This is a genomic window from Pilosibacter sp. YYHA0881, assembly GCF_051602715.1.
GTDB lineage: Bacteria > Bacillota > Clostridia > Lachnospirales > Lachnospiraceae > Alitiscatomonas > Alitiscatomonas aceti.
In genome coordinates, this window is record NZ_CP175657.1 from 2,714,614 (window position 1) to 2,727,500 (window position 12,887).

Below are 12,887 nucleotides of genomic sequence, written 5' to 3' on the forward strand. Positions count from 1 at the left end.
CTCACGATTTCAAACTGAAGCTTATTATATCAAATAAAAATGTCGAATACAAGAGAGGAGCGAGGAAAAAGATGGAATTTACAGAAGAAATCAGAGCCAGATTTATGAAGGTATCGCCGGCAGCCATTGGCCATCATATTTCCAATGGATTCATGAAAGCAGAAATTAAACCAGTGAAGGATGAAATGAAAGTAGTCGGCCCAGCGTATACGGTCCGGCTAACAGAACGGGATAGTTCAGCGTTGTATTATGCTTTACAGAAAGCGCCAAAGGGTTCCGTTCTTGTGATTGACCGGTCTGGAGACCATACATTTGCCTGTGTGGGAGAATTTCTGGCAGAGATGGCTAAAGGATGCGGTATGGCTGGAATTGTGATCGATGGTCCGGCAACTGATAAGCTGGCTTTAAAGAAAAGCAGTTTTCCGGTATTTTGTACAGGTTTTTCTCCAGTTACCAGTGTTGTGACTGGCACAAGTGGAGAAGTGGAAGTGGATATTGAATGCGGCGGAGCAGTTGTTCGTACTGGTGATATCATTTTAGGAGATGCGGATGGAGTAATTGTTGTGCCAGAGGATTTTATGCCCTATCTTGAGGATGCAGAAAAAAAGGAAGCCAGTGAATCGGAAAAAAGAGAGCAACTGAAAAACGGTTTGGTTTACAATCGGAGAGAAGATTTTGATATAATAAAATTCTTTGAATTTGGCGTGAATCAAGCTATTGCAGAAGCGAAAAAGAATGAGTGTGGATACTAGGAGGTGCGAAAAATGGAGTTTACAAAGGAACTGAAGGAACGACTTCTGGGAGTTGCGCCAGCTCAGTTTGGACATCATATTGAGCATGGATATATGCATCCGCGGATTAAACCGGTGGAGACATTTATGAAAGTGGCTGGTCCGGCCTATACGGTTCGGGCAACTGAGCGTGATGGTTCGGCTTTGTATTATGCGATTATGAAAGCACCTAAGGGTTCCGTTGTTGTTGTAGATCGTGGCCGGGAAGACATTTTCGCCATTGCCGGAGACCAGCTTGTTTTGATGATGAAGCACAGAGAATTAGGAGGGTTGGTGATTGACGGTCCCGCAACAGATCGGATTGGCCTTGGAAGACTTGGTTTCCCGGTATTTTGCACTGGATTTTCTCCGGTGACGACCCTCTGCAAAGGAACAAATGGAGAGGTTGACATTCCGATTCAGTGTGGAGGAGCGGTAGTTCATCCTGGAGATATTATCTTGGGAGATGCAGATGGCGTGATTTGTCTGCCTCCAGAGTTGTTGACGGAAGAATTGCTTGTAACGGCTGAGAATATGACGAAAAGTGAGATTCAGAGGGCAGAGAAGATTGAAAAAGAAGGTTATCGATTCTTACAGAGAGATGATATGGATGTGGTAAAGTTTTTTGAATATGACAAAGCAGCGTTGATTGAACGGATTAAGAAAGAGTGTGCCTACACTGACTAGGAAGGAGGGGGAAGATGGAAGAAATTATAGGACGTCGGATATTTTTAAACATTAAACGTCCGAAAAAGCAATTGATTGATCAGTTTCGGGGAATCCCTTCCAGTAACATTGGGGATGTGGCAGAACGACTCTTTTGTACCAATTCCAGTCTTCGTCCTATGAATAAGGCACCGATGGCAGGAACTGCTTTTACAGTGAAGTGTCCAGCTGGTGATAATATGATGTTCCATATGGCCATGGATCTGGCACAGCCGGGAGATATCCTTGTGGTCGATGGACAGGGATCTATGGAACGTGCTTTGGCAGGGGAAATAATGATGAGGTACTGCAAGGCGCGAGGCCTGGCAGGTGTAGTTGTTGAAGGGTGTATACGAGATAAGGAGGCCATTCAGGGAATGGATTTCCCGGTTTACTGCAAGGGAATTACGCCTCAAGGGCCATATAAAAATGGACCGGGTGAAATCAATGTTCCAGTCTGCGCTGGAGGCCAGGTGATTCTTCCGGGAGATATCCTAATTGGAGATCAAGATGGAATTGTTGTAATTCATCCGGAGGATGGACAGAAGCTACTTCGGGAACTGAAGGAAAAGGTTGCTCTGGAGGAAAGATTAATTTCAAGCTATAAAACTGGAATTTTGGATCGTGAAGAGCACGAAAGTCTATATCGGCAAAAATTGGAAGCTCTTGGATATCAGTACTATGACGAAAATTAAATCAAAGGAGGAATGATTATGAGAAAAAAAACGTTGAGACTTGCATGTGCAGCTGTTGCAGCGATGATGCTTTTGACGGCTTGCAGTGCCTCCGCAGATAAGGCAGAGACAGCAGCGGGAGGAACTGGGGGGCAGCTTCAGCAGGTGCTGCAGGATCTGTAAAGGATACGATTACTAAAAGACAGATTGCCGATCAGACCACCTTTGATCCGTATAAGTCTGCTGATCAGAATAGCTGGGAGCTCATGTATGATATTTATGATACATTGTTTCGTGAGGAAGCAGATGGCTCTTATGTACCTAATCTTTGTACGGAATATTCCTTTAATGAGGATGGCACTGAGTTGACTATGAAACTTGTAGAAGGTGTAAAATTCCAGAATGGTGACGTGATGACAGTTGATGACGTAGTATTTTCTTTAAATACCTCCATTGCGTCATCTTTTACAACGAAATTTACCAGTAGCATGAAGGAGGCTGTTAAGGTAGATGACAATACAGTAAAACTTGTTTTGAAATATGCATACGCACCGGTTATCGGTAGTTTGGTTAATGCTACAACTTCTATTGTTCCGAAGCGCGTTTATGAGGCGGATCCGGAAGGTTTTGCTCAGAATCCGGTTGGATCCGGTCCATACATGTTGAAGGAGGTTGTAAAGGGTGAAAAGTATGTTTTTGAAGCATTTCCGGATTACTTCAGAGGAGAAGCTTCGATTAAAAACATGATATGCCGTGTAATTCCGGATAACAATGCAGCTCTCATGGCCTTGGAAAGCGGAGAACTTGATGTTATGCAGCCCAATCAGGATTATTCAGACAGACAAGCAATAGAAGATAATCCAAATTTGGAATATTATACAGCTCCACAGGCTTGTACCTTCTTGATTGCATTCAACAATGCTAAGGGAATCTTCTCTGATAAAAGAATGAGAGAAGCTGTTGCAATTGCAATTGATAAAGAAGAAATTGCGCTTGGAGCAACCAATGGTTATGCGACCCCGACAGAAGCTGGAATTACTCCGCTTTGTCCACAGGCACCCAAGGATTTCAAGGGGCTGGAAAGGGATGTGGAGCGTGCAAAACAGCTGGTTGCCGAAGCAGGATATCCAAATGGGGTTGACATCACTATGCGAATTATCGGAGCAAGCAACTATACCAAACCGGCAGAGGTTGTACAGGCCCAATTGAAGGAAATTGGAATTAATCTTTCAATTGAACCGATGGAGCGTGCTTCCTGGTTTGATCTTTGCTATACCGGTGGTGATTATGAGATTTCTATTTATGCAAATGCAGTTCAGGTTCTTGATGCAGATTTTGGAGCATATCCGTTCCTGCACAGCAGTGAGTTAAACGGTGGAAATAACTATATGGCGATTAACAATCCAGAACTGGATGAGTTATTGGATAAGGCAAGAATCTCTGATGACGAACCAGAAAGGGAAAAATTGTACTTAAGAGTTTGTGAGATAATTCGTGACGAAAGTCTCTTTGTACCCATGTACACTGGTGAAAGAACATATGCGGCCGTTAAAGAACTGAAAGGAGTCAAAGCGGATCCAATGATGAGATACTATACTTACAATTATAGTTGGGAATAAAAGAAGTTCCGTGTATTGATGAGACAGATTGACCGGAGACGACGCGGAGAAATCCAAGAAGTCTCCGGTCAATTTTAGAAGGAGGTAACATGCTAAAGTATATCGGGAAACGTCTTTTGTGGATGCTTCCAGTTGTTCTGGGCATCTCATTTATTTTATTTACGATTATGGATTTAACACCGGGAGATCCGGCTAGAGTCATTCTGGGGGAATATGCCAGTCAGGAAGATGTGGATGCATTGCGTGAGGAAATGGGTTTGAATGATAATTTTTTTGTACGTTATGGAAAATACATAGTCTCCGCAGTAACAGGTGATCTTGGCCAGTCTTATCGTACTGGAGTTCCCGTGGTAGAGGAGATTGCTGCCCGTTTTCCAGTAACATTGAAAATTGCAGTTATGGCCATGTTTATTGCTGTGTTTATTGGAATTCCAGTTGGGATTATATCAGCGGTGAGACAGTATTCCTTTGCCGATATTGTAGCAACAATGTCAGCGCTGGCATTTACTTCTATTCCCGCATTCTGGCTTGGTCTCCTATTAATTCTACTTTTATCCGTTCAGCTTCATCTTTTGCCAGCAATAGGTTCAGATTCTTGGAAACATTTGATCATGCCCTCTGTTTCGCTGGCAGCCGCTCAGATGGCAACGATTATGCGTATGACCCGTTCTACCATGCTGGAGGTTATACGGCAGGATTATATTCGTACGGCTAAAGCTAAGGGAGCGGAACCTCGTCGGATTATTTTTCATCATGCTATTAAAAATGCCTTGCTTCCAGTTATCACAACTGTAGGACTTAGTATCAGTAATCTGCTGGGAGGAGCCTTGATTATTGAAAATGTATTTGGAATATCCGGTCTTGGAACTTTAATGGTTAACTCAGTAAAATCTAAGGATGCACCGATGCTGATTGGAAGCGTCATGTTTGCGGCGGTGGTTGCCGGTCTTGTTAATTTAAGTGTTGATGTTCTTTATACATATATTGACCCCAGGATTAAAGCTCAATTCGTAAAAAGGAGGAAGTAGGTGGAACATATGGCAACAAAAAAAGTTAAAAAGCGCAGCCAGTTGAAATCCATCTGGTTTCGGTTTAAAAAAAATAAACTGGCCATGTTTGGCTTGGTTTTATTTCTTACTCTGGTAATTCTTGCAGTGGGGGCAGGTATCTTTTTTGACTATGATACAGAAGTTATTGGACAACATATGAAAGAACGTTTGCAGTTCCCAAGTCGAGACCATTGGTTTGGTACAGATCAATATGGCCGCGATGTGTTTGCAAGAATTATTTATGGTTCTAGAATCTCTCTTGTAGTGGGATTGTTTACCGTAGGAATTGCTATGTTGGTAGGAGGTGGTATAGGAGCGCTTTCAGGTTACTATGGTGGAAAAACCGATATGATTCTAATGCGTATAATGGATATTTTCCTTGCCCTTCCGGGGACGATTCTGGCAGTGGCTATTGTTGGTGCATTGGGGCCGGGCTTGTTTAATGTCCTTCTTGCAATGAGCATTTGCCGAATACCTCAGTTTGCTCGAATTGTTCGCTCTTCCGTGATTTCTCTTCGTGGACAGGAGTTTATTGAGGCTGCCAGGGCCTGTGGAACGAAGGATGTCAGAATTATTGTAAGACATATTCTGCCCAATGCCATCGGACCTTTGGTTGTTCAGGAAACTCTAAATATGGCAACGACAATTCTTGGTGTTGCAGGACTTAGTTTTATTGGTCTGGGAATTGAAGCACCAATTCCTGAGTGGGGATCTATGCTTTCCGAAGCCAGAGACCAGATGCGTTATTATCCATATTTAATGATATTCCCTGGAATCTCTATTATGTTGGCGGTTCTGTCTTTGAACTTGATTGGAGATGGATTACGTGATGCTTTGGATCCCAGAATGAAAAATTAGGAGGCAGATATGGAACGGTTATTGGAAATCAAAGATCTGTATGTGGAGTATCAGACAGATGATGCCCGGGTTTTTGCTGTGAATGGAATCAATCTGAAAGTTGGGAAAGGCGAGACGTTGGGATTGGTGGGAGAAACTGGTGCTGGTAAGACAACAACTGCCCTTAGCATTATGAGGCTTCTTCCTGAAAAAGTAGGAAAAATCAAGGGTGGAACTATCATTTTGAATGGAAAAGATGTGACGGCTGCGACAGAGGCTGATATGCGTCTTCTTCGAGGCGAAACTGTTTCTATGATTTTTCAGGATCCTATGACGAGTTTGAATCCCGTATTGACAGTAGGGGATCAGATTGCAGAGGTGTTGGATCTTCATAAAAAATATAGAAATAAAGAGGAAGTGGAGAGTCGTGTTGATGAAATCTTAAAGATGGTAGGTCTTCCGCCAGAACGAAAAAATGATTATCCGCACCAGTTTTCTGGTGGAATGAAGCAGAGAATTGTAATTGCGATTGCACTTGCCTGTGAGCCACTCCTTCTCCTGGCAGACGAACCAACGACGGCCCTGGATGTGACGATTCAAGCCCAGGTATTGGCACTGATGGATGAATTAAAACAAAATCTTAATACGGCTATGATTTTAATTACTCATGATTTAGGAGTTGTTGCTAAGTCATGTGACAGGGTTGCAATTATGTATGCTGGAGAAATTATTGAAACTGGAACAGTAGAGCAGATTTTCTCTGGAGACCATCACCATCCCTATACGGTTGGACTTTTTGAGTCAATTCCGGACTTAAAGAAAAAGACAAGAAGGCTTCATCCGATTGACGGTTTGATGCCGGATCCAACAGATCTTCCAGAAGGCTGTAAATTTCATACCAGATGCCCCCAATGTATGGATATTTGCAAAAATAAAATTCCATCGCCTATGGAAAAGGAGGGGCATGTAATCTGTTGCCATCTGTATAATGAGACGACTGATTAGGGGAGGAATAAAATGAATACGCCTTTGATAGAAACAAGACATTTAAAGAAATATTTTGAGACATCCAGTGGACTGCTTCATGCAGTAGATGATGTAAATCTGACAATTGGGAGGGGCCAGACTCTTGGAGTTGTGGGAGAATCAGGTTGTGGAAAATCAACATTTGGTCGAGTCGTACTTCGTCTTCTGGAAGCAACTTCAGGAGAAGTTTTGTATGATGGAGAAAATATTCTGAAGTATTCTAGGACAGAAATGGATCGAATGCGCCAGAAAATGCAGATTATTTTTCAGGATCCTTATGCGTCTTTAAATCCTCGTATGACAGTTAGCGATATTATTGCAGAACCTATTCGTGTGTGTAAAACCATGAAAAATAAAACAGAGATTATGGATAAGGTAGACGAATTGATGCAGATAGTTGGTCTTGCGGATCGCTTTGTGAATACATATCCTCACGAACTGGATGGAGGAAGAAGACAGAGAATCGGAATTGCTCGGGCGTTGGCATTAAATCCAGAGTTTATTGTCTGTGATGAGCCGGTGTCAGCTCTGGATGTTTCCATTCAGGCACAGGTGCTGAATCTGCTTATGGATCTGCAAGAGGAGCGCGGTCTGACTTATATGTTTGTTACTCATAACTTAAGCGTTGTAAAGCATATTAGTGATGAAATTGCTGTTATGTATCTGGGACAGTGTGTAGAACGGTGTTCTTCAGACGAATTGTTTGAAAATCCCCTTCATCCATATACCCGCGCTTTGTTGTCTGCGATTCCGGAGCCAAGTTTGGAAGCCAGAAATAAAAAGCAGGAAATAATTCGGGGTGAGGTTACAAGTCCAATCAATCCAAAGCCTGGATGCCGATTTGCGGCCAGGTGCCCGTTTGCAAAGCCGGAGTGCATGGAAAAAGATCTGGAGTTTAAAGAAGTAAGTTCGGGACATTTCGTTGCTTGCATTTTGCATCAGCAATAATTGTGTGGTAACCATAGATCTAGATTGCAAGATAGGAGGAATAAAATGACAATTTTAGAACGGATTGAAGAAAAAAAAGAAGAGTTTGTCGGACTTCGGCGTCGGATTCATGAATATCCGGAACTTTCTATGCAGGAGATTGAGACGACCAAGCTGGTTCGTGAATATCTGGATCATTTGAGGATTGAAAATTATCCCAATGGGAATCAAACAGGAGCAGTAGCAATCTTAAAAGGAGCAAAGCCTGGACCGGTAATCGGGCTGCGGGCTGATATGGATGCTCTGAAACTTACAGAAAATACAAACCTTCCGTTTGCTTCAAAAAATGCGGGAGTTTGCCATGCTTGTGGTCATGATCTGCATACGGCGGTTCTATTGGGAACGGCTTGTTTGTTAAAAGATTATCAGCCTGAGCTTTGTGGGACTGTAAAATTTCTGTTTCAGCCAGCGGAGGAAGGTTATGGAGGAGCAAAGTCTATGATTGCCAATGGGGCTCTTGAAAACCCGTGTCTGGATTATATTCTTGCGTGCCATACCTGGCCGGAAATGCCAGCGGGAACCATTGGTGTTCGAAAAGGAGCGATGCTTGGGGCATCAGATTCGTTTAAAATTACTGTAAAAGGCAAGGGGGGGCATGCGGCCCATCCACATAAAGGTATTGATCCAGTAGTGGTTGCGGCACATATAATTACGGAGATTCAAACCATTGTGTCCCGCCGTGTGGCACCAGTGGATCCGGTGGTTATTACCGTGGGACATCTGACGGCGGGAACTGTAAGTAATATAATTCCCGGTGAAGCGGTGATGGAGGGAACGGTGCGGACCCAAAATCCAGAGACCAGAATCCAGGTTTCTGAATATTTAAAGCAACTGGCAGTAGGAACAGCCTACGCCATGGGGGCAGAAGCAGAGGTGGAATATGATTTTGGGTATCCGCCCACCATGAATGACCCAAAAGTAATCGATTGGATCAGTGAGGCGGTAACAGAAATTTTGGGACCGGAACGCCTTCTTCAGGTTCCAGTTTCTTCTATGGGTTCAGAGGATTTTTCTTTTTATTTAGAAAAGGTTCCGGGAGCCTTGTTCCGTATTGGAACTTACGATGAAACACCAGAATCCAAATGGGCTCTGCATAACCCGGCAATTATATTCAATGAGCAGGCAATTCTGACAGGGATTGCAGGCATGGTAAGCAGTGTGTTTAAAATCAGCGGATCGGATATGAACGTATTAAAGGGATAGCCAATTGACCTTTTTTTAATGTTTTGTTATAATTCCTTTTATCTCTATGAAAGAAAAGGGAGCGAAGATTCATGGAAACTTGTCTGCGAGTCATGAATTCTCAGGATACGAAAGCGGTGATGGCCCTTGAGGCAGCCTGCTTTTCTGATCCGTGGACATGGGGGATTATAAAAGATCTGCCAGACAGTCCTTGGGATGAGACCTGGCTTTTGGAGGATGAAAGAGGCACACTTCTCGGTTATCTTACATGTCGCTTTTTGGCAGGAGAAGGAGAATTGATGCGGATTGCAGTTTTTCCTGAGTTTCGGGGGCAGGGCTATTCCAGAGAACTGATGGATCGAATGGAAAAATCAGCCGCAGAAAAGGCCGTTAACGCTTTGAGTTTGGAGGTACGGGCTGGTAACGAGGTGGCCCTCGGACTTTATCAATCCTACGGTTTTCGGGAGGAAGCGCGGCGCAAAAACTACTATCAGCAGCCAGTGGAAGATGCTGTTATTATGTGGTTGCGAAATATCCCAGTCGTTTCCACTTAAAATTCTCAAATTTTCATGTATACTGGTATCGCGATCCTGGAGCCCCCGGAGAATGCCTGAGGGCCCCTGCCTTTTTAAATATACAAGCGCAGGGAGGATATTAGGAAGCGGAAAGGTGAGGATTACATGAGAAAGTACGGGAAAACAGGGAAGCTGGAGACAGTGATCTGCAATATGTGCGGAAAAAAGATCGTCGTTAAAGATGGGATCGTCCGGGAAGGGGCGGCTGCGTTCGACCACGCGTGGGATTATTTTTCAGAAAAAGACGGAGAGGTCCATCATTTCGATCTGTGCGAATCGTGCTACGATGAGCTGGTGGGCGGGTTCCGGATCCCGGTGGACGTGGAGGAGCAGACAGAGCTTCTTTAGAAAATATGCAGGAATGTACAGGAGGGCGCAGGTAAAATCATATTTTTACCGCGCCCTCTCTTGCGTCCCTGCGGCGGTTTGTGATATGATTCGTAAGAGCATATAAGGACTGAAAGAAACTGGTTTAGGAAATGAGGAATTTAGAATGTTAGATATCTGTTTACTGGGAACAGGCGGCATGCAGCCGCTCCCCTACCGCTGGCTCACCTCTATGATGGCCCGCTGCGACGGCAGCAATCTGCTGATCGACTGCGGCGAGGGGACACAGGTGGCCCTGAAGGAGAAGGGATGGAGCCCCAAGCCGGTGGACGTGATCTGCTTTACCCACTATCATGCGGATCATATCAGCGGTTTGCCGGGATTCCTTCTGACCATGGGAAATGCCGAGCGGGTGGAGCCGGTGCTCCTGGCCGGCCCCAGAGGCCTGGAGCGGGTCGTGGGAGCCTTAAGGACCATTGCGCCGGAGCTTCCGTTTCCTCTGGTGTTCCGGGAGCTGTCGGAACCCAGGGAGCAGTTCCAGGCAGGCCCCTTTGTGATCGATGCCTTTAAGGTGAACCACAATGTGGCCTGCTACGGATACAGGATCTCCATTCCCAGAAAGGGCCGTTTTGATGTGGAACGGGCAAAGGCACAGGGGATCCCCCAGAAGATGTGGAGCCGGCTCCAGAAGGGGGAGACCCTGGAGCATGAAGGGCGGATCCTAACGCCGGATATGGTCCTGGGAGAGACCAGGAGGGGCCTTTCCGTTACATATTCCACGGATACCAGGCCGGTGCCGGTGATCGCGGAATACGCAAAGGACAACGATCTGTTTATCTGCGAGGGCATGTACGGAGAAAAGGAGAAGGCGGCCAAGGCCAGGGAATATAAGCATATGACGTTCCAGGAGGCGGCAAGGCTGGGCCGGGAGGCTGCGCCCAGGGAGATGTGGCTGACCCATTACAGCCCGTCCCTGATCAGGCCGGAGGACTATCTGGAGGAGATCCGGGAGATCTTCCCAAGGATCAAAACAGCCCGGGACGGCTGGTCCATGGAACTGGGCTTTGACGAAGAGTAAAGCCGGAAAGAGGTTTTGAAACAATCATGAAGATACGTAAAACGGATGAAGATGTATATATTCTTGCCATAGAGAGCTCCTGCGATGAGACGGCGGCGGCTGTGGTGAAGAACGGCAGGGAAGTCCTGTCCAATGTGATCTCCTCCCAGATCGCCCTCCATACCCTGTACGGAGGCGTGGTGCCGGAGATCGCATCCAGAAAGCATATTGAAAAGATCAACCAGGTGATCCGGGAGGCCTTAAAGGAGGCGTCCATGACCCTGGAGGAGATGACGGCCATTGCTGTGACCTATGGTCCCGGTCTTGTGGGCGCTCTTCTGGTGGGAGTGGCAGAGGCCAAGGCCATCGCCTACGCGGCGAAAAAGCCCTTGGTGGGCGTCCACCATATCGAAGGCCACGTTTCGGCCAATTTTATCGAGCATCCGGATCTGGAGCCTCCCTTTGTGTGTCTGATCGTCTCCGGCGGACATACCCATCTGGTGATCGTGAAGGATTACGGGGAATTTGAGATCATTGGCCGCACCATGGACGATGCGGCGGGAGAGGCCTTTGATAAGGTGGCCCGCGCCGTGGGACTGGGATATCCCGGCGGTCCTAAGGTGGACAAGGCGGCAAAGGAAGGAAATCCCCATGCCATGGAATTCCCCAGGGCAAAGGTTGGTGGATCTGCCTATGACTTCAGCTTCAGCGGCATGAAATCCGCTGTCCTGAACTACATCAACCAGGCCCAGATGAAGGGAGAGGAGATCTGCGTGCCGGATCTGGCTGCCTCGTTCCAGAATGCGGTGGTGGATGTGCTGGTGTCCCGGGCTGTGGCGGCGGCGAAGGAATACGGCTATGATAAGCTGGCCATTGCCGGCGGAGTGGCCTCCAATTCTGCCTTGAGGGCAGGAATGAAGGCAGCCTGTGAAAAAGAGGGGATCCGGTTTTATTATCCATCCCCGATCTTTTGTACAGATAATGCGGCAATGATCGGCGCTGCCGGTTATTATGAATATATCAATGGCGCCAGAGCCGGGTGGGATCTCAATGCGGTCCCCAATTTAAAGCTGGGAGAGCGGTAGGCGCTGTCTGAAGGGAGAAACTATGATGGGAGAAAAGGGGGAGAGGACTGCGGCTGTGGTCCTGGCGGCTGGCCAGGGGAAGCGGATGCAGTCCGGCGTGGCGAAGCAGTACCTTCTTCTGAAGGAGAGACCTGTGATCTGGTATTCCCTGGAGGCCTTTGAAAAAAGTCCGGTGGATGAGGTGATCCTGGTAACCGGAAAAGAGGAAACAGACTGGGTACGGGAACATATTGTGGACCGGTATGGGTTTAAAAAGGTCAGGGCAGTGGTCGCCGGAGGCGCAGAACGGTATCATTCTGTTTGCCGGGGATTGTCCGCCCTGGACGGACAGGATCAGAGACCAGATCTGGTCCTGATCCATGACGGAGCCAGGCCCCTGATCTCGGAAGAGGTGATCCGGAGGACCATAGAGGCGGCCCGGGAGTACGGGGCCTGCGTGGCAGCCGTTCCGGTGAAGGATACGGTGAAGGTCGCCGACGGGGATCAGTTTGCAGAAACGACCCTGGACCGGAGCCTGTTATGGCAGATCCAGACGCCCCAGGCGTTCCGGTACGGTCTGGTGAAGGGGGCCTATGACAGCCTTATGGCAGATCCGGCTCTCCAGAAGGGGATCACCGACGATGCCATGGTGGTAGAGCGCATGACCAATGAGAAGGTGAAACTGGTCATGGGAGACTACCGGAATATCAAGGTGACAACACCGGAGGATATGACTGTGGCAGCGGCTTTTTTGGATGATCTGAAAAAGATGTAAAAAAAAGTAAAAAAAGTTTTGAAAAGCGCTTGACAAAAACGCAAGTATCGTATAGAATGTAAAAGCACATTTGAGAGAGCGCTTTGGAGAGATATCGAAGTGGTCATAACGAGGCGGTCTTGAAAACCGTTTGTCCGCAAGGGCGCGTGGGTTCGAATCCCACTCTCTCCGCTACTGTATCGCGGAGTCGGGTAGGACCGGATCCGGTGCAGCAAACTGAATATCGGATTCCTTAAAGGA

15 protein-coding genes and 1 tRNA gene are annotated in these 12,887 nt (G+C 46.6%); all 16 read left to right on the top strand.

Translation table 11 applies throughout. From position 1 onward, the window contains the following. The first annotated feature begins 71 nt into the window (after window positions 1-71). Window positions 72-752, top strand: a complete 681-nt coding sequence (locus ACI6NM_RS12645; RefSeq protein WP_337811351.1) for an RraA family protein — start codon at window positions 72-74, stop codon at window positions 750-752. Window positions 753-764: 12 nt separating this feature from the next. After that, window positions 765-1,457 (top strand): RraA family protein, encoded by a 693-nt coding sequence (locus ACI6NM_RS12650; protein WP_337811350.1) that lies wholly within the window; start codon window positions 765-767, stop codon window positions 1,455-1,457. A gap of 14 nt (window positions 1,458-1,471) precedes the next feature. Then, entirely contained in the window at window positions 1,472-2,170 is a 699-nt protein-coding gene (locus ACI6NM_RS12655; protein ID WP_337811349.1) for an RraA family protein, read from the top strand. A gap of 18 nt (window positions 2,171-2,188) precedes the next feature. Continuing rightward, window positions 2,189-2,332, top strand: coding sequence for a hypothetical protein (locus tag ACI6NM_RS12660; RefSeq protein WP_337811348.1), 144 nt, complete (start codon window positions 2,189-2,191; stop codon window positions 2,330-2,332). 83 nt (window positions 2,333-2,415) lie between these two features. Continuing rightward, on the top strand, window positions 2,416-3,768 hold the full coding sequence (locus tag ACI6NM_RS12665) for an ABC transporter substrate-binding protein (protein WP_438500880.1): 1,353 nt from the start codon (window positions 2,416-2,418) through the stop codon (window positions 3,766-3,768). 89 nt (window positions 3,769-3,857) lie between these two features. Further along, a complete protein-coding gene (locus ACI6NM_RS12670) occupies window positions 3,858-4,796 on the top strand; it encodes an ABC transporter permease (protein ID WP_337811346.1) in 939 nt (312 codons plus the stop codon). A 9-nt stretch (window positions 4,797-4,805) separates the two neighbouring features. Continuing rightward, window positions 4,806-5,675, top strand: coding sequence for an ABC transporter permease (locus ACI6NM_RS12675; protein WP_337811353.1), 870 nt, complete (start codon window positions 4,806-4,808; stop codon window positions 5,673-5,675). Window positions 5,676-5,684: 9 nt separating this feature from the next. Continuing rightward, window positions 5,685-6,659 carry an ABC transporter ATP-binding protein gene (locus tag ACI6NM_RS12680; RefSeq protein ID WP_337811345.1) on the top strand — a complete coding sequence of 325 codons (975 nt, stop codon included), beginning with the start codon at window positions 5,685-5,687 and terminating at the stop codon, window positions 6,657-6,659. 12 nt (window positions 6,660-6,671) lie between these two features. Further along, entirely contained in the window at window positions 6,672-7,628 is a 957-nt protein-coding gene (locus tag ACI6NM_RS12685) for an ABC transporter ATP-binding protein (RefSeq protein WP_337811344.1), read from the top strand. Window positions 7,629-7,673: 45 nt separating this feature from the next. Then, window positions 7,674-8,870: a M20 metallopeptidase family protein gene (locus tag ACI6NM_RS12690; protein WP_337811343.1), complete on the top strand. Its 1,197-nt coding sequence runs from the start codon at window positions 7,674-7,676 to the stop codon at window positions 8,868-8,870. 71 nt (window positions 8,871-8,941) lie between these two features. Beyond that, on the top strand, window positions 8,942-9,403 hold the full coding sequence (rimI, locus tag ACI6NM_RS12695; RefSeq protein WP_337811342.1) for a ribosomal protein S18-alanine N-acetyltransferase: 462 nt from the start codon (window positions 8,942-8,944) through the stop codon (window positions 9,401-9,403). Between the two features lie 126 nt (window positions 9,404-9,529). After that, window positions 9,530-9,772, top strand: a complete 243-nt coding sequence (locus tag ACI6NM_RS12700) for a hypothetical protein (protein WP_022273930.1) — start codon at window positions 9,530-9,532, stop codon at window positions 9,770-9,772. A gap of 145 nt (window positions 9,773-9,917) precedes the next feature. Then, window positions 9,918-10,829, top strand: a complete 912-nt coding sequence (locus tag ACI6NM_RS12705; protein WP_022273931.1) for a ribonuclease Z — start codon at window positions 9,918-9,920, stop codon at window positions 10,827-10,829. A 26-nt stretch (window positions 10,830-10,855) separates the two neighbouring features. Next, a complete protein-coding gene (tsaD, locus tag ACI6NM_RS12710; RefSeq protein ID WP_337811341.1) occupies window positions 10,856-11,893 on the top strand; it encodes a tRNA (adenosine(37)-N6)-threonylcarbamoyltransferase complex transferase subunit TsaD in 1,038 nt (345 codons plus the stop codon). Between the two features lie 22 nt (window positions 11,894-11,915). Further along, window positions 11,916-12,647: a 2-C-methyl-D-erythritol 4-phosphate cytidylyltransferase gene (gene ispD, locus ACI6NM_RS12715; protein WP_158360171.1), complete on the top strand. Its 732-nt coding sequence runs from the start codon at window positions 11,916-11,918 to the stop codon at window positions 12,645-12,647. A gap of 85 nt (window positions 12,648-12,732) precedes the next feature. Further along, a tRNA-Ser gene (locus tag ACI6NM_RS12720) sits at window positions 12,733-12,818 on the top strand. Window positions 12,819-12,887: the final 69 nt, after the last annotated feature.

Excerpts from the sequence above, each read along its gene's own strand:
- ACI6NM_RS12645 (WP_337811351.1), top strand. The coding sequence starts at position 72 with ATGGAATTTACAGAAGAAATCAGAGCCAGATTTATGAAGGTATCGCCG.
- ACI6NM_RS12650 (WP_337811350.1), top strand. The coding sequence starts at position 765 with ATGGAGTTTACAAAGGAACTGAAGGAACGACTTCTGGGAGTTGCGCCA.
- ACI6NM_RS12655 (WP_337811349.1), top strand. The coding sequence starts at position 1,472 with ATGGAAGAAATTATAGGACGTCGGATATTTTTAAACATTAAACGTCCG.
- ACI6NM_RS12660 (WP_337811348.1), top strand. The coding sequence starts at position 2,189 with ATGAGAAAAAAAACGTTGAGACTTGCATGTGCAGCTGTTGCAGCGATG.
- ACI6NM_RS12665 (WP_438500880.1), top strand. The coding sequence starts at position 2,416 with ATGTATGATATTTATGATACATTGTTTCGTGAGGAAGCAGATGGCTCT.
- ACI6NM_RS12670 (WP_337811346.1), top strand. The coding sequence starts at position 3,858 with ATGCTAAAGTATATCGGGAAACGTCTTTTGTGGATGCTTCCAGTTGTT.
- ACI6NM_RS12675 (WP_337811353.1), top strand. The coding sequence starts at position 4,806 with ATGGCAACAAAAAAAGTTAAAAAGCGCAGCCAGTTGAAATCCATCTGG.
- ACI6NM_RS12680 (WP_337811345.1), top strand. The coding sequence starts at position 5,685 with ATGGAACGGTTATTGGAAATCAAAGATCTGTATGTGGAGTATCAGACA.
- ACI6NM_RS12685 (WP_337811344.1), top strand. The coding sequence starts at position 6,672 with ATGAATACGCCTTTGATAGAAACAAGACATTTAAAGAAATATTTTGAG.
- ACI6NM_RS12690 (WP_337811343.1), top strand. The coding sequence starts at position 7,674 with ATGACAATTTTAGAACGGATTGAAGAAAAAAAAGAAGAGTTTGTCGGA.
- rimI (WP_337811342.1), top strand. The coding sequence starts at position 8,942 with ATGGAAACTTGTCTGCGAGTCATGAATTCTCAGGATACGAAAGCGGTG.
- ACI6NM_RS12700 (WP_022273930.1), top strand. The coding sequence starts at position 9,530 with ATGAGAAAGTACGGGAAAACAGGGAAGCTGGAGACAGTGATCTGCAAT.
- ACI6NM_RS12705 (WP_022273931.1), top strand. The coding sequence starts at position 9,918 with ATGTTAGATATCTGTTTACTGGGAACAGGCGGCATGCAGCCGCTCCCC.
- tsaD (WP_337811341.1), top strand. The coding sequence starts at position 10,856 with ATGAAGATACGTAAAACGGATGAAGATGTATATATTCTTGCCATAGAG.
- ispD (WP_158360171.1), top strand. The coding sequence starts at position 11,916 with ATGATGGGAGAAAAGGGGGAGAGGACTGCGGCTGTGGTCCTGGCGGCT.